22 protein-coding genes, 1 pseudogene and 1 riboswitch are annotated in these 24,924 nt (G+C 48.4%); of the genes and pseudogenes, 17 read left to right on the top strand and 6 right to left on the bottom strand.

What is annotated here, in order from left to right:
* The first annotated feature begins 53 nt into the window (after nt 1-53).
* Nucleotides 54-139, top strand: a riboswitch (cyclic di-GMP riboswitch).
* 85 nt (nt 140-224) lie between these two features.
* Both BBR47_RS21835 and BBR47_RS21830 read left to right on the top strand, forming a co-directional pair.
* Nucleotides 225-1,682, top strand: coding sequence for an aldehyde dehydrogenase family protein (locus BBR47_RS21835; RefSeq protein ID WP_015892593.1), 1,458 nt, complete (start codon nt 225-227; stop codon nt 1,680-1,682).
* Nucleotides 1,683-1,712: 30 nt separating this feature from the next.
* A complete protein-coding gene (locus BBR47_RS21830; RefSeq protein WP_015892592.1) occupies nt 1,713-2,594 on the top strand; it encodes a methyl-accepting chemotaxis protein in 882 nt (293 codons plus the stop codon).
* A gap of 62 nt (nt 2,595-2,656) precedes the next feature.
* Here BBR47_RS21830 and BBR47_RS21825 read toward each other — a convergent pair whose 3' ends face one another.
* A complete protein-coding gene (locus BBR47_RS21825) occupies nt 2,657-4,321 on the bottom strand; it encodes a M14 family metallopeptidase (RefSeq protein WP_015892591.1) in 1,665 nt (554 codons plus the stop codon).
* Between the two features lie 133 nt (nt 4,322-4,454).
* On the opposite strand from BBR47_RS21825, the gene BBR47_RS21820 reads away from it, so the two are divergent.
* Complete coding sequence (locus BBR47_RS21820; RefSeq protein WP_015892590.1) at nt 4,455-5,873, top strand: hypothetical protein; 1,419 nt, start codon at nt 4,455-4,457, stop codon at nt 5,871-5,873.
* A gap of 667 nt (nt 5,874-6,540) precedes the next feature.
* Here BBR47_RS21820 and BBR47_RS21815 read toward each other — a convergent pair.
* The gene (locus BBR47_RS21815; RefSeq protein ID WP_041749564.1) at nt 6,541-7,221 is read right to left on the bottom strand and encodes a class I SAM-dependent methyltransferase; all 681 of its coding nucleotides are present in this window, start codon (nt 7,219-7,221) and stop codon (nt 6,541-6,543) included.
* A gap of 102 nt (nt 7,222-7,323) precedes the next feature.
* On the bottom strand, nt 7,324-7,722 hold the full coding sequence (locus tag BBR47_RS21810; RefSeq protein ID WP_015892587.1) for an RrF2 family transcriptional regulator: 399 nt from the start codon (nt 7,720-7,722) through the stop codon (nt 7,324-7,326).
* Nucleotides 7,723-8,012: 290 nt separating this feature from the next.
* On the opposite strand from BBR47_RS21810, the gene trxA reads away from it, so the two are divergent.
* From trxA to BBR47_RS21785, 5 genes are all read left to right on the top strand, one after another.
* Nucleotides 8,013-8,330 carry a thioredoxin gene (trxA, locus tag BBR47_RS21805; RefSeq protein ID WP_015892586.1) on the top strand — a complete coding sequence of 106 codons (318 nt, stop codon included), beginning with the start codon at nt 8,013-8,015 and terminating at the stop codon, nt 8,328-8,330.
* A 226-nt stretch (nt 8,331-8,556) separates the two neighbouring features.
* On the top strand, nt 8,557-9,648 hold the full coding sequence (gene hppD, locus BBR47_RS21800) for a 4-hydroxyphenylpyruvate dioxygenase (protein ID WP_015892585.1): 1,092 nt from the start codon (nt 8,557-8,559) through the stop codon (nt 9,646-9,648).
* 306 nt (nt 9,649-9,954) lie between these two features.
* Entirely contained in the window at nt 9,955-10,365 is a 411-nt protein-coding gene (locus BBR47_RS21795) for a GNAT family N-acetyltransferase (protein WP_015892584.1), read from the top strand.
* A gap of 165 nt (nt 10,366-10,530) precedes the next feature.
* A complete protein-coding gene (locus BBR47_RS21790) occupies nt 10,531-12,258 on the top strand; it encodes a sensor histidine kinase (protein WP_015892583.1) in 1,728 nt (575 codons plus the stop codon).
* On the top strand, nt 12,233-13,015 hold the full coding sequence (locus BBR47_RS21785; protein ID WP_015892582.1) for a LytR/AlgR family response regulator transcription factor: 783 nt from the start codon (nt 12,233-12,235) through the stop codon (nt 13,013-13,015). The genes BBR47_RS21790 and BBR47_RS21785 overlap by 26 nt, the downstream gene beginning before the upstream one ends.
* Before the next feature lie 59 nt (nt 13,016-13,074).
* On the opposite strand, the gene BBR47_RS21780 is transcribed toward BBR47_RS21785, so the two are convergent.
* A complete protein-coding gene (locus tag BBR47_RS21780; protein WP_015892581.1) occupies nt 13,075-13,560 on the bottom strand; it encodes a hypothetical protein in 486 nt (161 codons plus the stop codon).
* 256 nt (nt 13,561-13,816) lie between these two features.
* On the opposite strand from BBR47_RS21780, the gene BBR47_RS21775 reads away from it, so the two are divergent.
* The 4 genes from BBR47_RS21775 to BBR47_RS21760 all read left to right on the top strand — a co-directional run bounded on the left by BBR47_RS21775 (nt 13,817) and on the right by BBR47_RS21760 (nt 18,475).
* Nucleotides 13,817-15,907, top strand: coding sequence for a carbon starvation CstA family protein (locus BBR47_RS21775; protein WP_015892580.1), 2,091 nt, complete (start codon nt 13,817-13,819; stop codon nt 15,905-15,907).
* Nucleotides 15,904-16,116, top strand: a complete 213-nt coding sequence (locus BBR47_RS21770; protein ID WP_015892579.1) for a YbdD/YjiX family protein — start codon at nt 15,904-15,906, stop codon at nt 16,114-16,116. Before BBR47_RS21775 ends, BBR47_RS21770 begins: the two co-directional genes overlap by 4 nt.
* 285 nt (nt 16,117-16,401) lie before the next feature.
* Nucleotides 16,402-17,226 carry an inositol monophosphatase family protein gene (locus BBR47_RS21765; protein WP_015892578.1) on the top strand — a complete coding sequence of 275 codons (825 nt, stop codon included), beginning with the start codon at nt 16,402-16,404 and terminating at the stop codon, nt 17,224-17,226.
* 166 nt (nt 17,227-17,392) lie between these two features.
* Entirely contained in the window at nt 17,393-18,475 is a 1,083-nt protein-coding gene (locus BBR47_RS21760) for a glycoside hydrolase family 15 protein (RefSeq protein WP_015892577.1), read from the top strand.
* Between the two features lie 363 nt (nt 18,476-18,838).
* On the opposite strand, the gene BBR47_RS21755 is transcribed toward BBR47_RS21760, so the two are convergent.
* A complete protein-coding gene (locus tag BBR47_RS21755; RefSeq protein WP_015892576.1) occupies nt 18,839-19,741 on the bottom strand; it encodes a DMT family transporter in 903 nt (300 codons plus the stop codon).
* 137 nt (nt 19,742-19,878) lie between these two features.
* Here BBR47_RS21755 and BBR47_RS21750 point away from each other — a divergent pair, with 137 nt between their 5' ends.
* The 3 genes and pseudogenes from BBR47_RS21750 to BBR47_RS21745 all read left to right on the top strand — a co-directional run bounded on the left by BBR47_RS21750 (nt 19,879) and on the right by BBR47_RS21745 (nt 21,716).
* Nucleotides 19,879-21,333 (top strand): PLP-dependent aminotransferase family protein, encoded by a 1,455-nt coding sequence (locus BBR47_RS21750; RefSeq protein ID WP_015892575.1) that lies wholly within the window; start codon nt 19,879-19,881, stop codon nt 21,331-21,333.
* Nucleotides 21,334-21,362: 29 nt separating this feature from the next.
* Nucleotides 21,363-21,477: pseudogene (locus BBR47_RS31665) on the top strand (GNAT family N-acetyltransferase); the annotation flags it as partial.
* A complete protein-coding gene (locus tag BBR47_RS21745) occupies nt 21,465-21,716 on the top strand; it encodes a hypothetical protein (RefSeq protein ID WP_015892574.1) in 252 nt (83 codons plus the stop codon). The pseudogene BBR47_RS31665 and the gene BBR47_RS21745, both read left to right, overlap by 13 nt.
* 119 nt (nt 21,717-21,835) lie before the next feature.
* Here the strand turns inward: BBR47_RS21745 and BBR47_RS21740 are convergent, their stop codons facing one another.
* Entirely contained in the window at nt 21,836-23,116 is a 1,281-nt protein-coding gene (locus tag BBR47_RS21740) for an MFS transporter (RefSeq protein ID WP_015892573.1), read from the bottom strand.
* Between the two features lie 240 nt (nt 23,117-23,356).
* On the opposite strand from BBR47_RS21740, the gene BBR47_RS21735 reads away from it, so the two are divergent.
* The gene (locus BBR47_RS21735) at nt 23,357-23,929 is read left to right on the top strand and encodes a PadR family transcriptional regulator (protein WP_015892572.1); all 573 of its coding nucleotides are present in this window, start codon (nt 23,357-23,359) and stop codon (nt 23,927-23,929) included.
* Nucleotides 23,913-24,893 carry a BtrH N-terminal domain-containing protein gene (locus BBR47_RS21730; RefSeq protein WP_015892571.1) on the top strand — a complete coding sequence of 327 codons (981 nt, stop codon included), beginning with the start codon at nt 23,913-23,915 and terminating at the stop codon, nt 24,891-24,893. Before BBR47_RS21735 ends, BBR47_RS21730 begins: the two co-directional genes overlap by 17 nt.
* Nucleotides 24,894-24,924: the final 31 nt, after the last annotated feature.

The following is a 24,924-nucleotide window of genomic DNA, read 5'->3' as shown; positions in this document are numbered from 1 at the left end:
AAAGTATGTTTCTCCATATCTTTCCTTTTTTCGACAAAATCTTATCAGCATTCGCTATGAATGGGCAAACCCATTGAAAAGTGGGGACGCAAAGCCACGGGCCTAATGTACACGTTACGATGGCAGCCGGGTTGCCAACGAGCAGTGTATTTTGCTGTTTTAGTATGACGGCTCCTTTCATGCGAAAGGGGCCTCTTTATTTTTCAAAAGGGAGTGGTTGTAGCATGTCAATCCTTCAAACACTGGACAAGCAGTACATCAATGGGGAGTGGCGCGACGGACTTGGCGCGAAGACATTGCAAGATATCAACCCTTACAACGGGGAAATCATCGCAGAATTCAAAATGGCAAATCTGGAGGATATCGACGCGGCTTACAAGGCGGCAGCCAACGCGAAAAAAGAGTGGGATGAAGTGAATGCCTATACCAAATCCCGAATGTTGGAGCGTGCAGTTCGCTATATCGAAGAGCATGAAGAAGAAATCATTCAGATCATCATTCGTGAACTAGGTGGAACCCGACTGAAGGCATTTTTTGAGATCGGGCTTGTGAAGGATATTATTCGCGAAGCGGCTACGTTCCCGGTGCGCATGGAAGGAAAAATTCTCCCTTCTCCCGTAGACGGAAAGGAAAATCGCTTGTATCGGATTCCCGCAGGAGTTGTCGGTGTCATCAGTCCGTTCAACTTCCCGTTCTATCTGTCGATGAAGTCCGTAGCTCCAGCTCTTGGCGCGGGCAACGGTGTCGTCCTCAAACCGCATGAGCACACGCCAATCACGGGTGGGACTCTCATCGCGAAAATTTTTGAAGAAGTAGGTCTGCCCAAAGGCTTGATCAACGTCGTTGTAACGGATATTGCTGAAATTGGCGATGGGTTTGTCTCCCACCCGATTCCGCGCATCCTTTCGTTTACAGGCTCTAGCCAAGTAGGAAGCCATATCGCGCAAGTGGCAGCGAAGCATTTCAAGAAGGCGATTTTGGAGCTAGGTGGCAATAGTGCCCTCATTGTTTTGGAGGATGCGGATCTCCAGTATGCCGTCAATGCAGCGGTATTCAGCCGCTTTACCCACCAAGGTCAGATTTGCATGTCGGCTAACCGGGTTCTGGTTCACCAAGATGTATACGATAAATTCCTCGATCTGTATGTGGAAAAAGTATCTGGTCTCAAGGTAGGCGACCCAAATGATCCAGACACGGTAATCGGTCCACTCATCAATCAACGGCAAGTCGCCAACCTGATGGCAACGATCGATGAGGCGATACGCGAAGGAGCCGTTCCTGCACTGAAAGGGGAAGTAAAAGGAAACGTGGTCGAGCCGATTGTTTTGACAGGAGTGACCACAGACATGTCGATTGCATCCAAAGAGCTGTTTGGTCCGGCTGTTTGCATCATGTCGTTTGCTTCCGAGGAAGAAGCAATTCGCATGGCGAACGAAACACCATTTGGATTGTCCGGGGCGATTCATACCCGCGATCTGGAGAGAGGTGCCCAGATGGCCAAGCGCATTGAGACCGGCATGATTCATATCAACGATGGAACGATCAATGACGAACCAATTGTGGCGTTCGGCGGTGAAAAGCATTCCGGATTGGGACGCTTGAATGGTCAATGGAGCCTAGAAGAGTTTACTACGCTAAAATGGATTTCGGTTCAGCACAAAAAGCGTCAATTTCCGTACTAATGCTAGCAAAAGATAGAGGTGAAGAGGGTCATGAACGGATACGAAGGATGGAACGAAACAGAAGCCTCCGAAAAGGGGAAAAATGCAGAACTTCTCGAGGCTTTCATCAAGGTTGCTCCCTATTTAAATGATTTGCTCAACGATGACATTACCATTGGGGTCTACGACACGGAAAAGCTATTGCGCAATGTGCCTGCCCAAACATTTTCCCTGCAGGTAAAGTCTGGTGATCCACTCCAGGAGGGAGATGTGATCACGAACGCGATTCGAAAAAACACCAAGCAGGCAATGATGGTTCCCAAGGAATTATTTGGTTTTCCTCTCGTCGCACGGGCGATCCCCTTGCATGATCACACGGGAAAAGTTATCGGCGGTGTTGGCATTGGTTCGAGTATGGAACGAGCCAATGAGCTGTATGAAATTGCCGCAAATCTCTCGAGCGTCGTCGAGCAGGTCAGTGCCACCACACACGAGATGGCCGTGCAGATCGGGAATTTGAACGAGCAAATGAAGGCGATCTCAGAGCAAGCCAATGATGTGAGCCAAAGTACAACTGAGATCGAGCAAATTACACTCGCCGTGAAAAAAATCGCTGATCAAAGTAACATTTTGGGACTAAATGCGAGCATTGAGGCTGCGAGAGTAGGAGATGCAGGGCGTGGATTCGCTGTCGTCGCGAATGAGGTTCGCAATATGGCGACAGATTCACGGACGAATGCAGACAAAATCAAGCAAACCACGGATTCCATCCGGGATTTGATAACCCTGCTACAAAATTCGATTGAATTGATCAATCAAACCATGGAGAGTCAGGCAGCCGCTACGGAGGAAATTTCTGCGACGATGGTCGAAGTGAGCGACAATACGAATAAGCTGGCAGGGCTTGCCCAAGAAGTGTTTGAAATAAAGTAAGCCCATACATGTAACAAAATTCCCCTCTCAGGAGTCTAACTCTAGAGAGGGGAATTTTTCCTTTAGTCCTTATTTGTGGTGGGTAGTGGATGCTCCAGCATATAGCGATACACCGGTACTTCATCGCCCTTTTCAACGGGCAGGAAGTTAAACGTGACGTAGCTGTCCACTGATTCCGGTTCCAGGGCCAACGCAATAAAGTTCGCGTTTGGTTGGGCCATGCTGAACACGTAACTACCCGCAGGAAAGGTTTTCGTTGTTTCTGTTACATTTGCAGTCACTTGATTGGTGAAATGCCCATTCTCGTATATCGTATTCACCTTGTTTTCCAAAATGGTGTAGCTTTCTACCGCTATGGTCGTTTCTTTTGATAGCTTGCTTACCGAAACACCGAGCAGTTCCAGCTTGGCTGCAACGTCATGATAGCCAGGAGGCATGAGATAAGCAGTGGGTCGCTCACGTTCGAGTACAGGATAGGCATCTGTAGAGCTTACCCAGTCGATGGGGGTAGACACTTTTTTTGCTGTTGCGAGATCGACTACTTCGAGAGATTGACCCGGTATTCGCTTATTCTCACTCAGGATAACGAGTTTGTCGTTGTCGTTTGCCTTTTTGCCTTTTTCCGTGATTTCTGCGCGTGCCTGGGTCACGGCGGACTTGATTGCCTTGGCGTTGGCCGCTGTTGATTGAATGACAGCAGCGTGAGTTATGGCCTGACTGTATACACGTCGTTCAAAATCGGCGCGTCCAATGCCGATGCCGCGTGTTTCCACCAAAAATGTTAACGTGTTTTTCAATCCCAAGGCATTGCGTCCGATTCTTGTCTCTGTGCTGCCTTCTGTTGCGGTCACTTTTCCGTCCTTGCCTTTTGCCAGCGTATAGTAAGCGTGATGAGAAAGTTGCTCCTTGTCGAGTGCTTTTTGAACGTTAGCCAAGAGCAGGTTGTCTGACATTTTGCGCAGGTTGGTGGGGATATTTAAGTTTTTCGCAGAGGAGATCAGAACATCGTAGGAAGAGATCGCGCCTTTTTCTCCAACATCGCGAAGCTGGCTAGAAGAGACGCCGTATTCGTGGGCATCAAGCACCACATCAGGTTGGTAGGTATTCATGGCTTGGTGAACCGCTTGCACCTCTGGATATTCTACCTTCATGTAGTCGCGGTTGGCATCCAGCTCTGTCGCGATGTAGCGTTTGAATTGGTAGGAGCCATCCGGGTTGATGCGAGGAACAATCGCAACGTTTACGTTATCCAAGAGGTTGGTCCCAAGCTTTCCCTCTGCCAACCATTTGGCGATGACAAGGGCAGATTCACCAGCGGCGGGCTCATTCCCGTGGATTTGTGCCTGTAGCCAGATGAGTGGCTTCTCATTGGTTTGTTTGAGCTTGCCGTGGTCTTTGCTGAATAACAGCAGGGGGATGTCCCGACCTTCCAATGATGTACCGATGGATAGCAGCTGGATTTCCTTGTTGCCTGCAACCAATTTACTTATGTAAGCCATCATTTCTTCCTGGGACGTAAAAGCTTCTTTTCCTTCTTGGAAGCCGGGTGTCCCAAACCGGATAGTTGGCTTGGGAAATAAGCTCTCAATCTGTGCAGGTTGTACATAGGTTGGCCCGATTCCGTAATAAGGAATGTGGGTTTGTGGTTCAGCTTCGGTGATTGAGGGGCTGGTGAACAGAGATATTACGAGTGCTGTAGAAACAACGTAGCGTACTTTCTTGTCCATAAATTCCCTCCTGCGTAATAGAAGTAGACACCTATGGTTAATTTATCAGACTATTTTTAAAATAATAATCACTACGAAATATTCATTTTAAAGTAGGACTTTCGGTTCTCCTTTACTAGAATTGGGGGATGACATGGTCAGAAAAATCAGCAGAATGCTCCTTTTGATGACGGCCATCGCCGTATGTAGTATCCTTCCGAGCGGTATTTCTGCAAATGAATGGAAAAAACCAATAGAAACAGAGAATGTTGAGCACCTGAATGGCGCGATTCACCAAAAACAAGAGTTTCGATTCTCAGATGGTGCCACGTATTGGGCCCATAAAATGACAGGTCAGCGCAATATGATGCCCTACGTTTTCACCATCCCCATTCAGGGTAACAGTCAGAACATGATGTTCCGCTACCGAGACTATGATGAGTCGAAGAAGCCGTATTGGAAGGTTGTCACGCTTGATCAAGTCCAGACCCTTCCGCTTTCCGCTGGTTTCCTAGAGACAGAGGGCAGGTATATTTGGTTAGGTAAGCCCATTACCTATGTGGATAAAGGTAGAGCCACGATTGAAGAAAAGCCGGCATTGGCGTTGCCAGTCGAAGTAAAACAGACGCCTTCTGGTGTCGAGCTCGTGTTCAAGCTACCGATGAAAGCAGGCTTTATCAGCGAAATGTGGGCGCTCGATTCGAGGGAACCGCTTGTTCCTTGGGGAGAAAAAATGTTTGACAGCATCTGGCTTAACTTGGACGTTACGGAAAAGGCAAAATGGCTGTACGATGGGTATTACTATCAAAGCCCTTCTACGTATGAGCCGACTTCCGAGTCCTCCTTTTGGCAGATTCCCGAAAACTATGTCCTTCGCTCCTTTTTATATACAGGTGGAAGCAATGCTGCCCGGGATATGGGCTATGTGATGCTGAGAGCGAGCTTGAAACAGCAGGAGCCTGAGGGGTACTGGAAGACGCAGCCGCGCTCTTTGTGGTTAAGTGACGATTACGGGATACCAGAGGGCTTTTACGATACGAGATTCAACACAGGAGCGGCTGATCTGATTCTACGGGGCTGCGATCAGTATCAAGAAAAGGACTTTTGCCAAGCGGCGAAAAAATATGCTTCTTATTTTCACAATCATGCAGCCGTGAACCGTTTGGTCGTCGCTGGTGTACAGCAAGGCTGGCTGATTCCGGACTACGCGACAGCAACGAATCCGATGATTCGGACACATGTTTCTTTGAATCATCAATTGGCTGAAATTAATTTTCTCTACAAAAGCTACATGCAATTCGGAGATCGGACTGACAAAGATTTAGCGGATACGATGCTTTACGGTGTCGTAAACCTTGGGTCGCAGTGGATTCTCGGAAATGGCGATTTGCATTACGCTTATTTTCCGGATGGAACATTCGGCAGGAAGGACTATCCGTTCTTGACCTACAATGACTTGGTCGAAACCCAGCGTCTGTACCGTCAACTGCATGGGATAGATGAGATGACCCTTGCCTTGTTGATTGACAGTAAATGGATGTGGATGCAACTGAATAATGTTCAGTATCGGTAAGGAAAAAGACGGTATGGATATGGAATGTGACCCGTACGAATTGATGATATCGATAATGCAGTATGTGAGAAGAATCAGCCGTTTCCCTGTGAGCTTCAGGGAAGCGGCTTCTTAACTATCGTTGGTGGATCCTTTCGCAATGGCACATGAACCTTGGAATCATGTGTTGCGCTTTTCAAAGGAAAGCAGTCTTCTCGTTTTTTTCAAATGCGTTGATGCGCCCAATACAACGTCCCATTCTTTCGTACCACAAGCAGTGCATCGATACCGTTGACGCTTTACCGGTATCTCAATGACTTCATTATTGATGAGATCTTTGTATATTTGGTGTTTCTTATCAGATTTGTGAAAGTTCCCATTCCCACAATGAAAGCAAATAATAGGGGCTACAATTGTAAAATTACATTCGTTGATAATAATTCTTCTCACCTTCCGAGATGTGTGTCGCACAAAGTTGTATTAGGATTAATAAAAAAATAAAAATAAATAAATTTTATTAGCACGACCATTTTAACAACGAAATATTGGTAAGTAAACTGCCCAGATATGGAATAGCAAAGCCTAGACTAGCGGGACACTGTTCGATGTGATTGATCATAAAAAATCGCCGGTTTTCCCTCTCATAGGTGTGACCGGCATACTTAACGAAAGTTGAGAGCATTCTCATCTATTTTCGCAAAGCAAACAAGGTCAAAAAGCTGACAGCCTCCCGCAGCTCTACGCTTAAGCGGCCCGCAATATCTGGCGTAATTCCTTCTTTGTATACCGGCTCTTCGTCCAGCAGTGTGAAGCCATTTTCGCTCGCTAACTGCTTGGCTTCCCAGGGCATCATCGTATTTTGGATCGTCGTCTCTTCATAAAGTCTGCGATAGCTATGAGCGCGTGGGCCAGCTGTAGGACCGAGGATACCCAAGACGAGAATTCCTCCGGGTGCGAGCACGCGGTGAAGCTCCAAGAGTGCCTGGAGCGGAGACGGCGTGAATTCCACTACGTTAATCGAGAGCACACCGGAGAAGGAATCATTAGCAAAAGGAAGCGCGCTGATATCTCCCGTCTGAAAATGAACAGAGCCTGAGGAGGAAATGACCCGGTCATGAGCGAGGCGGATCATTTCCCCGGCAATGTCGATGCCCTCCACCTGATAGCCGTGCTCTGCAAGCTTGCAACTGGCATAGCCGTCACCACAGCCTGCATCGAGAACAGGTCCAGCTCCGACAGCTACATGCTTCATAAAATAGGGGAGGATGGTGCTGCGGCTCCCTTTTTCCCACATATGCTCACTTCGTTTTCGCCAGTCTTCTGCAAATTGATCCCATTGCTTGGCGGCTTGTTCTGTCCATTGACTCATCCTTGTTCACGCCTTTCTCATCGATTGAACGATACCGTTATGAAGAAAAACTCCGGTCAAGGCGGCCGGAGCTTTTCATGGAAGATGTTTTACGTCAAAGGATCATGGTTTGGGGATATGTGGGACCAGGTCAGCAATTTTTTTACTCTTTAGCGTATGCATCATTTGCTGCTCGGCGTCAGTCACAACCTGTTGAATCAGACAGGCACTATCATGACGGAAGCTGCATTCAAACAAGGAGGTTGTCCCTTCAATGGCTTGGATAACATCCAGAAACGATATATCATCCTGATTGCGTTTGAGCTTGTATCCGCCATTTGCGCCAGAGACCGAGTGGATCAACCCAGCTTTGACCAGTTTGGTCAGCATTTTGGATAGATATGTTTGTGAAACGCCTAGCTTTTCTGCCAAAAGCTGAACACTAACGGGTTTATCAGGGGCTTCTGCTACCAGATAGAGCATCGCATGGAGGGCATAATCTGTTGCCTGTGAATACTTCATAATACACCTCAATCATGGACTTAATACATCCATCATAAAGTGAATGGGGAGCATGAGCAAGGGGGAGAGTGATTCGCGCTGTCATCTGCACTTTCGACGCCCATTTTTGGATGGGGCAACTTGACACAAAAAATCCTTGAGGGATATTATAGATATGATAAGTCTGCGAATGTGTTATTTGAAATGATCCAAGTACGGGGAGTTATTTTTTTGCCTCCATTAAGGATATTGAGGCTCTGTAATGGTCGTTTTGGATAACTGTTCAACATAAAAAGGGGAGGAAATTACAAATGAGCATTTGCCACACGACAGATTCTACGTTTCAACATGATGTAAAAAGCGAGGGCTATACTCTCGTCAACTTTTGGGCACCTTGGTGCGGGCCGTGCCGCTTTTTTGGGCCGATACTCGAATCGTTCGATAGGGAGCATAGCAGCGAAGTGAGAGTCCTAAAGGTCAATGTCGATGAACAACAAGAGATTGCCAATCAGTATGGCATTATGAGTTTGCCAACGACCATTTTGCTCAAGAACGGAGAAATGATTGACAAAGCCGTAGGAGCTGCCCCTCTAGCGGAACTGAAACAATTTGTTTTCAAGCATAGGTAGTAGGAAAACGAAGGGAAAGCCATCGGTCAACTTGATCGGTGGCTTTTTGGTATCCAGTTGTTGACTCGCATGCGTACTTTAATGAATAAAAGCGTTTGAGCGTTTTCGCGTTGTTTCGTGCTCTTGCAAGGGGAAGCGCTTCCAATGTACTCTCAAGATAACGACAAAATAATCCCAATTCACAAAATAATGTCAATAATTGAAAAGGAAAGCGGAGGGGTAGGCAATGAGCAATACCGATTTTTTCCCGATTCAGGACTGGGACTACCTGGAGTTTTATACAGGGAACGCCAAGCAAGCTATGCACTATTTCACAAATGCGTTTGGATTTGAAGCAGTAGCCTATTCGGGCTTGGAGACAGGTTCTCGGGAAAAGGTTTCCTACGTCTTGAAGCAGAAGCATATGACGTTTGTGATCAGTGGGGCACTTACGCCTGACAGCCCGATCGCGGATTTTGTGAAAAAGCATGGGGACGGAGTCAAAGACGTTGCTCTGCGTGTAGAGGATTGTGAGCAGGCTTACCGGGAGGCCGTTTCTCGCGGAGCCATTCCGATCATGGAACCGACTGAGTATACCGATGAATTCGGGACGGTCAAAAAAGCGATTATCGGTACGTACGGCGAAAACATTCATTCCTTTATCGAACGGAAAAATTACAACGGACCATTCTTCCCGGGCTATAAAGCTTACCAATCTCCAGTCAAACGAGAGAGCACGGGTATCATCGGCATCGACCACATCGTTGGTAACGTCGAGATCATGGATGAGTGGGTAGAATATTACCAAAAGGTCATGGGCTTTACAGCCGTACAAAATTTCAGTGAAGACGACATCTCGACGGAGTATTCTGCGCTCATGTCCAAAGTGATGCAAAGTGGAACTGGACGCATCAAGTTCCCGATTAATGAGCCCGCAGAAGGACGCCGCAAGTCGCAAATTCAGGAGTTTTTGGAGTTCTACAAAGGGCCAGGCGTACAGCATATTGCCATCCTGACCAATGATATTATCGAAACGGTATCGAAGCTGCGTGATAACGGTGTAGATTTCCTCATGGTCCCAGATGCGTACTACGAAGATTTGAAAGAGCGTGTAGGGGAAATTGACGAAGACATCGAGGCGCTGAGAAAGCTAGGGGTCTTGGTCGACAGAGACGACGAAGGCTATCTCTTGCAGCTGTTCAGCAAGCCGATTGTAGACCGTCCGACGCTGTTTATCGAGATTATCCAGCGCAAAGGAGCGCGCGGCTTCGGAAATGGCAACTTCAAGGCACTGTTCGAGGCGTTGGAGCGCGAGCAGGAGCGCAGAGGGAACTTGTAATTCATTGACGTAACAAGTATGACAAGACCATCTCAGGCTGAAAACGCTGAAGGGATGGTCTTTTTTTGTTTGCGAAGCAGAAAAAATAAAATCTCATGAACCATTTACCCATATCTATCATCTATACTAGTAGGAACCAAATGCTGGATATAAATAGATGATTATGCGATGTGAGTATCAAGAGGGAAGTGCAGCAGGACATTCAGCTAACACAGGACGGTAGGCGTAGAAGCTTTTGGTAGAGTCGTTCAAATAGCCGCATAAGTACATAGATGACCAAAGAGAAGTGAAAGGACTGAAATTGTGATGATTCATCGATTGGAGCCAAATGATTATGCAAAAATCAGGACGTTGCTGTCACCTGAGAACGTGAACGATTTGACCATCCAAGCGATTATCAATGGAACAAATCGAGGAGCGATTTTCGTAGATGATGTGGAGCAGCCCCGGACAGCCTTGGTCGATCAAACCGGTGTGAGTGCTTGCCTGTCCTGCTGTGTCCATGAGCGTGACCATGAAATTAGCGTGGAAACGTACGAGGAAGCCGATATGAACAAAGGCTTTGCTACCCTTGCTTGCGCAGCGTACCTGGAGCATTGCATGGAACATGGACTGACACCGCACTGGACCACGCTAGAAACCAACGAGGAGTCGGTACGTCTGGGGACAAAGCTAGGATTTGAGCGGAAGGGAAAATGTAAAATACTGGAATTTTAATATTAAAATGATACGGGTTTCCATGGGTTGGCGAAATTACTTCGGCAACCTTTTTTACCAGGAAAGGAAGAGAAGCAAAAGGGAAATACGGTGTGAAGAGTGAATATTTTGATTAGTTATGGAAATGACAGGAACTATCGGGCAGCGATTGAGAGGGATAAAACAATGAATCTGGCATTAATGGTCCCATTGACGGAGCGGACGGCGGTTTTGATTGTGATGGCCTTGCTGTTTACGCGTGTACGTGCATTCCGCAGCATATTGAACCAGCAAGCGACGTGGCGGGAAAAAGCACTGATGGTCGTCATTTTCTCTGCTATTTCCATACTGGGTACCTATAATGGCATTTGGTATCAGGATGCGATTGCGAATTCACGCGTGATCGGGACGGTCGTGGCAGGCTTGCTGGCTGGTCCCTGGGTAGGGTTGATGACAGGGCTGATCGCGGGAATTCATCGCTATTCCTTGGGCGGCTTTACAGATTTGGCATGTGCCATCTCGACCATAAGCGAGGGCTTGTTTGCGGGATTAATCTATCAGTTCCTCCGTAACCGCAGCAAAAAAATCGGGTGGACGACAGCACTCTTCGTTGGTTTCTTGGCAGAGTGGCTGCAAATGGGCATTGTTTTGCTCATCGCACGCCCATACGCTGACGCTTTGGCATTGGTTCAGGCCATTAGTGTACCGATGTCAGTCGTCAACTCGGTCGGAATTGCTATTTTGATCATTATTATTGATTTGGCCAAAAAGGAAGAGGATCGGATTGGGGCGCTCCAAGCCCAGCGAACGCTGCAAGTAGCGGACAAAACACTATCGTACTTACGTCAAGGGCTGACCTATGATTCTGCCCAAAAGGTCGCGGAGGAAATTTTGCGGACGACGCGTGTAGCAGCGGTAGCGATTACCGATACGCGCTCTGTACTTGCGCATGTTGGTGCAGGCTCGTCTCATCACGTAGTGGGAGAAGGCATAACGACCAAGGCGACCCGTGAAGTTTTATCGACCAAAGAAGTAAAGATTGCCCAGACGAAGGAAGAGATTGGGTGCAGGGAGACGAACTGTCCCTTGCGCTATGCGATCCTTGTCCCCCTGATGCGAAGACGTGAAGTAGCGGGTGTGCTCAAGCTGTATCAGGATCGCTCGCGCAAACTGTCGGCAGTGGACCTGGAACTCGTACGTGGATTGGGGAACCTGATATCGAGTCAGCTCGAACTGGCTGAGCTAGAGAAGCAGTCCCGCCTGTTGGCAGATGCAGAAATCAGGGCCTTGCATGCGCAGATCAATCCGCATTTCTTGTTTAATGCGCTCAATACGATCGTTTCGTTTATTCGCTTCCGTCCCGAACAGGCCCGTGAATTATTGATTCATTTGGGAGAGTACTTCCGCCGTAATTTGCATGACTCTGGCGGATATGTCAGTCTGGCGCGTGAGCTGGAGCATATCGAAGCCTATTTGGCCATCGAACGTGCGAGGTTCGGGGACAAGCTTCATGTAGAGTACGACATCGAGGACGGCGTAGAGCGGTTTACCGTGCCAGGACTGATTTTGCAGCCGCTGGTAGAGAATGCGGTCAAGCACGGGCTGTTGCCCAAGCGCGAAGGGGGAACCGTAGTGATTCGTGCGTGCCGCAAAGAAAAGCAAATCGTCGAACTGACAGTGGCAGATAATGGAGTCGGAATGGAGGTTGACCCATCCGAGCGAGCACCAGATGAGAAGCGCGCAGGACGGCAATTATCTGGAATCGGTCTTGCCAATGTAAAAAGTCGTCTTCAATCGATCTACGGAGAACCATATGGAATCGTGATCGAGAGCAAAAGCGGGAGCGGGACAACATGCACCATACAATTACCGATAGGGGTGAACGTCAGTGCTCAAAGTGTTCATCGTCGATGATGAGACGCCTGCCAGAGAAGAACTGCGGTATTTGCTGGAGCAGTTTTCGGAAGTGTCCGTAGTAGGAGAGGCGGGCAGTGGGGAAGAGGCGTTGGAAGCGGTGCTTCAGACAGAGCCGGATGCGGTTTTTTTGGACATCCATTTGCAGGACAGGGACGGTGTAGATGTGGGGCAGGAGCTTCTGGAATCCATGGTCAATCCACCTGTCATCATCTTTGCAAGTGCGTATGAATTTCATGCGGTTCGAGCATTTGAGGCAGAAGCCGTTGATTATATCGTCAAGCCGTTCAGCGAAATGCGTCTGGAAAAGACGATGAACCGGGTACGAAAAATGAGGCGGAAAAGTGAGCCTGCATTGGACGCGTCACCACTACTGGAGGAAAGGCTACAATCCCTTCTGCAAAATGTACTGGTCGATACTCAGCCACATCGTGTCCCGGTAGAAAAAAACGGCAAGATCATGCTGATTGATCCAAACGAAATCGTCTATGCCACCTTGGAAGGAAGGTATGCGAGCATCTATACAGCAGGTGAGCAATATGCGACCACCTTTACGTTGCAGGAGCTGGAGAGCAGGCTGTCACGCCAACAGTTTTTTCGGACCCATCGCGCTTTCATTGTCAATTTATCTAAAACGGCAGAGCTCGTCCCTTGGTTTAAAGGCTCGATTCATCTAGTCATGCAGGATCAACGCAAAACAGAAGTGCCTGTTAGCCGCAATGTCGTAAAGGAATTGAAGAAACGATTGGGGTTTTAAAGGAAACAGACCAATCCTGCGTCCCGTTTGGGGGAGGATTGGTCTGTTTTTTTGACTGCTTACACGGGATAGTCATCGTTTTTCTTCCGTGTCACCATGATCCCTCCCAAAACGATCAGGATCAAGCCGAGGATGCCGCCTACTTGGGTAGACGCCAGATTCGCGATCAAAAATATGATAGCGAGAACAGTGAGGATGCCAATGGGGATCAAGAGAGCGGGTTTGCGATTGCCGAATAGGTACAGCTCGGTAAGCCCCACGGCAGGACCAATCAGGAAGAAGGGCCACGTCGTGCTCATATCCCCATGAAAAAATAGCTGGCTGAAAAAGAAGAGTGGAGCATAAACGAGCAAGATCCCGCCTGGCACTAATAATCCAGCGCGATTCGGCATTGGGTTCATAAAAAAGAAAATATGAAACCCGATTCCTGGGATGAGAAGAAAGACTGGCCAAAGCATGTCCATTGCGAGCGGTACGTTCAGGTAGGTAGCCAGAACAAAAATCGCTCCGATTCCGATAATGATGTAACCCCCGATTCGTCGCATGTGCGTATTCTCCTTTTTGATTTCCATACCAATTTATGTATAACTTTAACATATTGTGGAGGGGTTTGTATCGGACTCGGGGCGGAGACTTTCTACGTCCCCAAATTGAACGCGCTTACACTCAAACGAGGATGGTGCAGCTTGTGCATGTTTTTGTACGGTTCAGTCATTTTTTATGTTGGCAAGCTGTTCGATGTGATACGTTTTTCTAAGGTCCATTGCCTGAATATTAAATAAATAGAAGGAGGCGACTCGGATGAAGAAATGGTTTCTTTCCCTCTTGATTTGGGGCGGGATAGCCGCATTGGGTGCTGTCGGATTCGGGATGATAGCCCTCTGGCAAGGGGAATCAGTCAACTCGTTCTGGTTACTGACAGCCGCATTTTGCACTTATGCTGTAGCTTATCGTTTTTACAGCAAATTCATCGCCAAAAAACTAATGGCGCTCGATGATAATCGCGCTACCCCAGCAGAAGTGAACAACGACGGCAAAGACTTCGTGCCCACGAACAAGTGGGTGTTGTTTGGGCACCATTTTGCTGCGATTGCAGGAGCAGGCCCACTCGTAGGTCCTACGTTGGCTGCGCAAATGGGATATTTGCCGGGAACGATCTGGATTATCGTCGGGGTCGTGATCGGTGGAGCGGTACAAGACTTTATTATTCTGTTCGGATCGATGCGTCGCAATGGAAAGTCTCTCGGTCAGATTGCCAAGGAAGAGATCGGTCCTGTTGGCGGAGCACTCGCTTTGATTGGTATTATTGCCATTATGATTATCCTGATTGCTGTTTTGGCCATGGTTGTGGTTAACGCTCTTGCTGAATCACCTTGGGCTACCTTCACGATATTCATGACGCTCCCTATCGCGATAATGATGGGATTGTATATGCGGTATATACGACCTGGGCAAGTATTGGAAGGCTCGATTATCGGGCTTGCTCTCTTGTTCTTTTCCCTCTGGCTCGGTCAAATCGTTGCTGCATCGCCAACATGGGGACCAGCTTTCACGTTTTCCAAAGTACAGCTTGCCTGGATGATCATTGTGTACGGGTTTATTGCCTCTGTTTTGCCTGTGTGGCTGCTATTGGCACCGCGTGATTATCTCAGCTCATTCTTGAAAGTAGGGACGATTGCGGTATTGGCGGTGGGAATTGTGCTGACACTGCCGCCATTGCAAATGCCAGCCCTGACGAAGTTCATTGATGGAACTGGCCCTGTTTTTGCAGGAAATCTGTTTCCCTTCTTGTTTATTACCATCGCGTGCGGAGCCGTATCAGGATTCCATTCACTCGTATCATCCGGAACGACGCCGAAGATGATCGCGAAGGAATCGCATGCGCCATTGATCGGCTATGGCGGGATGCTGATGGAGTCTGGCGTTGCGGTTATGGCGATGATTGCAGCGTGCGTGTTGACTCCCGGTGTCTATTTTGCGATCAACTCACCTGCCGCAGCAATTGGCGTGGATGTAGTTCAGGTTGCGACGACGATAACAGGCTGGGGCTATACCGTAACCCCTGACCATTTAACAACGCTCGCCAACGACATTCAAGAAAAGACGATCCTTTCCCGGACGGGCGGAGCACCGTCACTGGCAATCGGGATGGCGACGATTTTCTCGGGAGTATTGGGTGGCAAGGCATTAATGGCTTTCTGGTATCACTTTGCGATCTTGTTTGAGGCTGTCTTTATTTTGACGACGATCGATGCGGGAACACGTGTCGGACGATTTATGGTACAAGACATGCTCGGCAACGTCATTCCGAAAATGAAGGAAGTCAACTGGCTGCCAGGTAATCTGATTGGTTCTGGGATCATTACCATCGGATGGGGATACTTCCTACTCCAAGGTGTCATGGACCCATTGGGAGGCATTTACACCCTGTGGCCGCTCTTTGGTATCGCCAACCAAATGCTCGCCGCGATTGCGTTTACGGTGGGAACGACGATTATTTTCAAAATGGGCAAAGCGGCTTACTCGTGGATCACACTCGTACCGATGGTTTGGCTAACGACAGCTACGCTGACAGCAGGCTGGCAAAAGCTGTTCCATCCTGATCCGAAAATCGGCTTCCTCTCGCATGCAGAAGCATTCCAAAAGGCACTGGATGCGGGGACGCTGCCAAAAGGGGTAAAAACGATAGAAGCTGCACAAAAAATGATCTTCAACGACCAGATCGATGCTGTGGTATGTGCGATCTTCATGGTCATTACGATTGGGATCATTCTCGATGGTGCGCGGGTATGGATCAATATTCTCCGCGGCAAGCACTATCCGTTGCAGGAATCTCCGTACATCAAGTCCAAAGGAAATGTATTTGACGGGAAAGGACATCACGTAGCATGAGGCGCAAGCTAAGAGCCATGCGAAAGGCAATGCGCAAAGTGAGCTCTGTTATTAAAACCATTTTCGGAATGCCTGACTATGACCGCTATCTCGCCCATTGGTACGAGACGCATGGGGCACCGGGTATCTTTCCGATGACAGAGCGTGAGTACTACTTGTACGCATTGACCGAACGATTTGAAAAAGGCGGCGTAACGCGCTGCTGCTAAAGTGGTCATGTAAAAAAGGGTGTCTCCCCAGTCAGAAATTGACGAGGGATACACCCTTTTTCAATAATTCGGGAGTTGGGTGAAGCAACGACATTTCAGGCACACTCCCCATGGCTAACGTGTGGTGTAACAGCAGGTAAAGTATGGTACACTAAATCATATAGCATGACCGTTTTTTAACACGAGCTGTCTCATCATATTCAATTAAAACATCGAAGCCTCTCTTTCTGGAAGAAAAGGGCGTGCTTTGCGAAAAAATAAGTCAAGTTTTAGGTGGCGATACGTGTGCAAGCATCAACACTGGCGGCTCTCAAGGAGCTCGCTTTGCAATGCGCCCGTTCAGCGGGTGAGCTGAGTTTGAAGCGAATGAAGGAGCCTTTTACCGTCGAGTATAAAACATCTGCCTCCGATCTTGTTACAGCCGTAGATAAAGAAGTGGAGAATCACGTCATTCAGATGATTCTTGCACGCTTCCCTGATCACGGCATTCTTGGAGAAGAGAGTGCACATGTGGAGGATTACAAGCAGTATGACACGCTTTGGGTCATCGACCCGATTGATGGTACGACCAATTTTGTGCATCAGCAAATCAATTTTTCCGTTTCCATTGCTGTGTATCATAAGGGAGAGGGAATGGTCGGAGCGGTTTATGATCCTTCCAGAGACGAGTTGTTTTATGCGGTAAAAGGGGAAGGGGCTTTTCTCAATGATCGTCCCTTGCAAGTGAATCGAGAAGTGAGCCTAGAGCAAGCTTTGTTATGTACGAGCGTATTTTGGAACAAGCGTGCTGAGCAGATCGGCATTGATTTGATTGTGAAAAAGCTTGCTGGGAAGGTTCGCGGAATGCGCCTCTTGGGAAGCGCCGCTCTGGAAATGGCGTATGTGGCTGCGGGAAGACTGGATGGCTACGTCAGTATGCAGCTCAATGCGTGGGATTTTGGGGCAGCTCGCATTATTGTAGAGGAAGCTGGAGGTCGGGTGACGACCATGACGGGGACACCACTACCGTACGACCAAAAAAGCAGCGTGATGGCTTGCAATCCGACTTTTTATGAGGAGCTGCAGCAGTTCCTGAAATCGGAACATACCGATGTACCTTCACAAAATTAAGTGTACAAGAACCCACCGGACATGCGCATCCAGTGGGTTTTCTTTTGCTATGCATCTTGGGTTTTCGTTTGGATGTCGGGTGCATATGCTATAAAAGCATAGCCCGAAGACGAGCAGCGACTGTATTTGTTACGAAGTCGGCTTGTCCGAATAAGGGGGGATAACCATGACCCTGATCGAGGAAAGTGTAAAGTTGATCCTACAGCATCAAGCGAGTACCGGGGCGTATCTCGCTTCACCCGCATTTGTCCACTATCAGTATGCGTGGCTCCGCGATGGAACATTTACGGCCTACGCGATGAATCGTATCGGCAAGCATGAGAGTGCCCGCAAGTTTTACCAATGGTGTAATGATGTGATCCGAAAGCATGAGACAAAGGCAAGAACAGCCATTTCGGCAGTAAAAAATGGATTAGACAAAAATGATGCGGGAAGAGACCGCTTTTTGCATACGCGCTATACAGCGGACGGAGAAGAAGTGGCAGGTGAATGGGGCAGCTTTCAGCTCGATGGCTACGGGACATGGCTGTGGGGGCTGGCTGAGCATGTGCGGATGAGTGGAGAGCATGACTTGATTCACGAGCTCAAGCCATCGATTGAACTGACGATTGACTATGTCGTGGCGTGCTGGCAGCTCCCGAACTTTGATTGCTGGGAAGAGGGAGGAGACCGAATCCATCCAGTGACGCTGGGAGCCATTTATGCCGGGATCAAGGTGATGGAGCCTTATTTGCCCGAACGAGCTTTCGAACTCGCTCAGCAAGGAGAGACCATCCGCCAATTCATACGCGAGCATGGCACAGCCAATGGGCGATTGATAAAATCCGTCGGGGATCCTTCTGTGGATGCAAGTCTTCTCTGGTTGGCACTGCCGTATGGGATCGTCGACGTGAATGATCCGCTTATGATCCGGACCGTGCAGGCCATAGAAGAGGAACTGCGCGCAGGACACGGCGTGCATCGCTACCCGGCTGATACGTATTACGGCGGGGGGCAGTGGCTGCTGTTATCTGCGTGGTTGGGCTGGTATTACGTGAAAACGGGCAGGCGTGAAGAAGCCGAAAAGATAGCAGCGTGGATTGTTTCCCAGCGACAAGCGAGCGGACTGCCTGAACAAGTACAGGAGCATTTGCTTTCCCCGGCTCATTATGAGATGTGGGTGGAGAGAGCAGGGCACCCCGCTGTACCGCTCCTTTGGTCGCATGCGATGTTTCTCGTGCTGGCGGCAGAGCTCGGCATTCCGTACTAGCCAGGAAGAGGGTCTTCCTGGTTTTTCTTATTGCTGACATCTATTGACACCAGTTGTTGCTATGCTCAGCTCAGGACTCTGTTGGAATACTCGCAAGCAGCTTGGCTATCACAGACAGGGTGAGCACCTGCCTCGCTGAGCATAGAGACAGTCTGTGATTTGCACTTTGAGGATGCCTGCGCACAAATGAGATGCCCGGTTCTGTTTCTCCCGGCGGAGACTGAGTCAAAGCTCGATGTGAAGCTCTCTCTGATCCAAATGGTTACGAGGCATCCGCAAAGCAAAACGGTAGTCATTCCAAGCTCCAAGCATTTGATTCCGATCGATACGCCTATAGCGACAAGCATGGAAATACTGGCGTTTCTAAAAGGGTTGGTGTTTGAATGTGCTTCTGGATAACCGAGGCTTCATCGTTGCGAGCAGGACACCGACAAGCGTCACAACGCCACCAGCCATCGTCACAAGCGTAGGACCTTCACCCAGCAACACCCAAGCAATCAGAAAAGCGAGCACTGGCGTCATGTAAAGGGAGGTAGTAGCCTCCGAGGTGCCAACGACAGAAGTCACATAGGCGAGGGACAAATAAGCAACAACGCTAGGGAAAATGCCCAAATACACAACACTGAGTGTCACATCCCAAGGCGCTTGGGCTATCGCTGTGCCAAGTCCGGGCAGAAAGAAGAGCATGCAGAAGGTACCTGCCCATAAGGTGTAGGCGGTAAACGCGAGAACGCCGTATTTTTCTACGAGTGGCTTCTGAAACGCAAAGTAAATGCTTTCGCTACTGGCTGCCAACAAAATCAAGAATATTCCGTCTGTTATTTGAAGGGTCTCTCCTGTGCCAATCGTACAGATGGCGACTCCTAGAAAACTGATCAGTGCACCGAACCAGCCTCTCACACCGAAATGCTCCCGGAAGAATAGGAGAGCGAGGAGAGCGGAAAAGATCGGCGTCGTCGTGACCAAAAGGCTGGCTACCCCTGCACTTACGCTCATCTCCCCGTAGTTGAGCGCTGTATGGTAAACGGCGAAACCCAAGCCCCCAAGCAGAAGGATAGCTGGGACATCCTTTAACTCCGGCAGACGGATGCGGAAAAACAGTGTGAGTATCCCGAGAAAAAGAGAACCAATCAGAAAGCGAAGCAGCGAGAGATGCTCCGGCGAGTATGCTTGCAGCCCAACGCGAATACCGGCAAAGGCCGAGGCCCATAACAAAATGCTGATGGCATGTGCAGCGAAAATACGACTTCTGACAGGATGAAACAAGATAACTTCCCTCCTTCGAATGAAAAAACCAACCTGCTATTCTCTGCTTCTTCTTTCTTTTCCATGGTAAACAAGAAGTGGTAAAATATCTGCAACCACTCGGCTATCAAAAAAACCAACCACTTTTACCTATGAAGATGAGGAAGAGGAAGGGATCGATCAGGTTGCACAGAGAGAAACGGTTGCCGAAATATCGGATAATTATTGATTTTATCAAAGGAAAAATATCTACAGGAGAATGGCCGATTGGCAGCAAAATCCCCAGCCAACGCGACTTGGCACAAGCGTTCGAAGTCAATCGGAGCACGGTCATTGCGGCATTGGAGGAGTTGACCGCAGACGGGTTGATCGAGGGCAAGCTGGGAATGGGCACTGTCGTTGTCAATAATACCTGGACGCTGTTGGCTACGACACCACCGCCGGATTGGAGTAAGTACGTCAGATCTGGATTGCACAAGCCAAGTATGACGTCGGTGCAAGAAATCAATAAGCGTGAATTCCAGACAGACCTGATTCAGCTGAGCAAAGGAGAGCTCTCCCCAGACATGTTTCCAGTCGATACGATGAAGCAAGTCATGGAGCGGGTAACGAGGAACCTTAGCGGATTTGGATATGAAGAGCCGAGAGGGTACCTTCCCCTGCGCCAAGCGGTCAGTGATTATGTCGGACGACAAGGAATTACAGCTTCGCCGTCTTCTGTCTTAATCGTGTCTGGTGCATTGCAGGCGCTCCAGCTCATTTCGGTTGGGTTATTGCATCGAGGTTCAACTGTGTTTTTGGAACAGCCTTCGTATCTCAATTCCTTGCATGTGTTCCAGTCGGGGGGGATGGAGCTTGCCGGATTGCCGATGGATCGTCAGGGGATGATTGCACAGGCGATCTATGCGAGGCGAAAAGAGGAGCATGGGGCGATTCTGTACACCAATCCTTGCTTTCATAATCCAACAGGCATCCTGATGACAGAAAAACGTCGGCTGGAGCTGCTGCGGGTATGTGAAGAAGAGCGTCTGCCGATTATCGAGGATGACATTTACCGCGAGCTGTGGACGAAAGAGCCTCCACCGCTGCCGCTCAAGGCTAGAGATAAACACGGACATGTCCTGTACATCGGGAGCCTGTCAAAGACATTGACCCCCGGCTTGCGGATTGGATGGGTAGTGGGGCCCGAGCCAGTTATCGAACGCCTGGCCGATATCAAGATGCAGACGGATTACGGAGTCAGCTCACTATCACAACGTGTGGCGGAGGAGTGGCTGGCAAGTGGCTTGTATGAGAGGCATGTACACAAGGTCAGAGAGCAGCTCATTACAAGACGAGCGGCTGCCATCCGGGCACTTACGAAGCACATGAGTGAGCTCGCGACGTGGGAAGTACCTGACGGAGGATTTTTCATTTGGCTGAAAATGAATGGAAAGCTCTCGACGATGGAGCTCTTTACAGCAGCCAAACGCCAGGGCATTCTGCTGAATCCGGGCAACATTTACGGGGAGACGAAAGAAGGGTATGTGCGGCTCTCGTATGGGTACGCTTCGATCGCCGATTTTGAATCTGGCATTGAGAGGCTTGGTCAAATCGTCCGCGATCATAGATAAAAGCAGAGGAAAGGTGGAGGCGGTAAACAATGGGGTATATAGAAATCACGAAAAAGAATAATAGAAGCGGAGCACATATGCTGTGCATTAGGTGCAAAACAATACAAACATTCAGTAGCTGAGAAGAAGAAGTGGCTGACAGATCTGCGTGGTTGGGCTGGTATTACGTGAAAACGGGCAGGCGTGAAGAAGCCGAAAAGATAGCGGCGTGGATTGTGTCCCAGCGGCAAGTGAACGGACTGCCTGAACAAGTACAGGAGCATTTGCTTTCCCCGGCTCATTATGAGATGTGGGTGGAGAGAACAGGGCACCCCGCTGTACCGCTCCTATGGTCGCACGCGATGTTTCTCGTGTTAGCGGCAGAGCTCGGCATTACGTACTAGCCAGTAAAGAAGGTCTTTCTGGTTGGTAGCGATCAACCGGGATAATTTTAAAAAGGTATTCAGGAGCAAAAATACATTCCTGAATACCTGTTAGTTTCATACTTCTTAAGGCAAACTCCTTAGCTCTTTATAGACACATCTTTTTCCAATGTTACTTCATGAAATGATTTCATACGCAGTTGTAAAAATGGGGTGAACAATAATGTACAAGCCGAAGCTAACAATCCAATGCCACCCGCAAATAAAGCGAACCGTAAACCCATTGTCCCCCCTATCATCCCTCCAATCAACGAGCCTAGCGGTAAAGAACCCCACGAGATAAAGCGAAAGGTAGCATTCACGCGACCTTGCAGGGCATCGGGTACAATTACTTGACGTAAACTGACGGTACTAATGCTAAACATGGAGACACCCATTCCGAAAAGAAGCTGTCCCGTCATCATAATCAACGCCATGCTTAATTCTGATCCTACTGCTAATGGAGCAAGCAAACCGCCACTTGCTGCGATCGTAGCGGAACCCACAATAGTTGGACCTACTCCAAAACGACGTACAGCCCTTTGGGTAAGCAGAGAGCCAAATAGGTACCCTACTCCTAGCGTTCCATAAATGATGCCAACAATGCTCGCACTGATTTTGAGTTCTTGCGATGCATATAGAACATAAACACTAAAAATAACATTCCAGGAAAGGTTAAAGATTGTTGAGCAGCGCACCACTCCCCACAGCAACGGTTTTGTGTAAACCGTATGCAGCCCTTCTTTGATTTCCAGCCACATGTTTTTTTGTTTTTTCGCATCTGTCACGACTGTCTCCAACTTGCGAATCCGGGCTATGTACACAGCGGATACAAAAAAGGATACCGAAGTGAATAATATTGCAAAAGGAGCGGTGATTAACTGTTCCAGTCCACCTGATAAACCCGGCCCAGCAATTTGCGCGGTAGATTTACTTGTCTCTAGTTTGCTATTCCCATTAACAAGCTGCTCCTTGCTCACAATGGAAGGCAAAAAGGATGTATAGGCGACATCGAAAAAGACAGTACAGATCCCCACTATAAAGGCTATCAAATATAGCACTGTCATATTCAGGAATCCGGTTAAGGCTGTCAGCGGCACTATGAGCAGTAATGCACCCCTGAAAAAGTTAGCGGCGACAAGAATGGGTCGCCGAGGAAATCTATCTATCCATACACCAGCGAGCAAACCGAAAAGGATAAATGGCGCATACTCGGCAAAACCAAGCAACCCCATTTGCATGGGACTGGCCCCTAAATAGAGAGCTGCCACTAATGGCATACCTAATAATGCAACCTGAGTCCCAAACTGTGATGCCGTTTGCCCAATCCACAGCCTGCGAAAATCTGTGTTCGTTAACAATCCTTCCACCTTGTTACTCATGTTCGTTCCCCCAATTTTTCGTCACAACTAATTGCCATTTTTCGTATTTTTAGTATAGGGGAAATTATGTTTCAAGATCTTGCTCTTTCATTATCATAGTCAAAGCACGACGTCAAAAAAAAGATCGGCATGATCGGTCGATGCCGCGAGCTCAAGTGCCGCAGAAGATTCGGTTATTGAATTTTTATTACACCTGCGTTATATTTCATATATGAAATACTCAAGATAAGGAGTCTCTCTATGCATAGATTATCGAATGTCGAATTCATGCTCCTGCAATTGATCGCGGAACATCGCCAAGCTTCCGGATACGATATTATGAAGGTAGTCGAACAGCGAGGTTATAAAGAATGGGCAAATATCGGTACAACTTCGATATATACAGGATTGAAGAAACTTAGCGATAAAGGATGGATCGCACCTGAGACATCCGACGAGAAATCCGGTAAGGGGCCTGCGCCGACCCGGTTTGCCCTCACCGAAGTGGGTACACGTAAGCTGAGAAATGAAATTTTTGATAGTCTGTCGTCTACACGGGAACGTGACAACCGCTTCGATCTCGGTTTGGCTGCTTTGCCCCATATCGGGAAGGAAGAGGCCGTCATTGCTTTACGGAAACGACTGGATTTTCTTGGACAAGTCTCGATAAAAATTAGACAGAAGTACGAATCACAAGGGGGAGCTAGCTTGCCGCTGAACGTAAGGGCGTTGTTTTTGCATCCATTAAACTTAATCGAGAGCGAGCAAGCGTTCGTTAGTCGTTTCATCCATGAATTATTGGAGGAGGCAAGTAAACATGGTCAAATTTATTGAAGGTTTCATTCCTTATCAAGGGGAACATTGCGAAACAACCGCCATGGGCAATTTATTGCAATATGCGGGAGTCCACCTGTCTGAGCCGATGTTGTTCGGACTCGGGCAAGGGCTTGGATTCATATACTGGGATTCGAAGGGAATGGACTTCCCTTTCATCGGAGGAAGGATAAAACCGGATAAACTGACCGCTTATCTCGCCGAACGACTCGGCTTGAACGTCAGATATCAAGAAACCTCGTCCGTCAATAAGGCTTGGCAGAACGTCCGAAGCAGCATCGAACACGGCATTCCGGTTGGGCTTAAATTAGATTCTTATTACTTGGATTATTTTACGAACAAAGTGCACTTCGCCGGTCACTATGCGGTACTTTACGGTATAGATGACGAATACGCCTACTTGGCGGACACGAGACAACAGGGTGGACTTGTGAAGACGAGTTTGACAAGCTTGGCCGCTGCCAGAAATGCAAAGGGACCCATGAGCTCTCGGAATCGTTCCTTTACGATCGAGCCAAACGACGCATTGCTTCCGCTTGTTTCTGCTATACGTGAATCCTTGACCATGAATGCGCAAGACTATCTGAACCCACCCATTCAGAATATTGGCAATAGAGGCATTGTTAAAATGAGCAATGAAATCTTGAAGTGGCCTTCTCGCAGTAACAATTTCGAACATGATTTATGTCTTACCGCGATGCTAATGGAGCGGGCGGGAACCGGTGGCGCTTTATTTCGGAATCTGTATAGGGATTATTTGAGAGAATGTGCGGATCGGCTGGAGGACCCGAGGATCGAACAAGCCCACTGTATGTTTACAGAGATCGCTCCAATGTGGGTTAGCGTCTCTGCTTCAATCGACCATGCAGGAAGAACAGGTGAGCACCAAGAGCTCGTGCATGCGTCTAAGCTGTTGCTCGAGATTGCGGATAAAGAACGCGCAGCCATGGAGCTATTGTTGTGATAGCTTTACACTTACATGGAACGGAATCATT

It is taken from the genome of Brevibacillus brevis NBRC 100599 (genome assembly GCF_000010165.1).
Taxonomy (GTDB): domain Bacteria; phylum Bacillota; class Bacilli; order Brevibacillales; family Brevibacillaceae; genus Brevibacillus; species Brevibacillus brevis_D.
The sequence above is the reverse complement of the archived record's forward strand: the minus strand, read 5'-3'. Positions and strand labels throughout refer to the sequence as shown.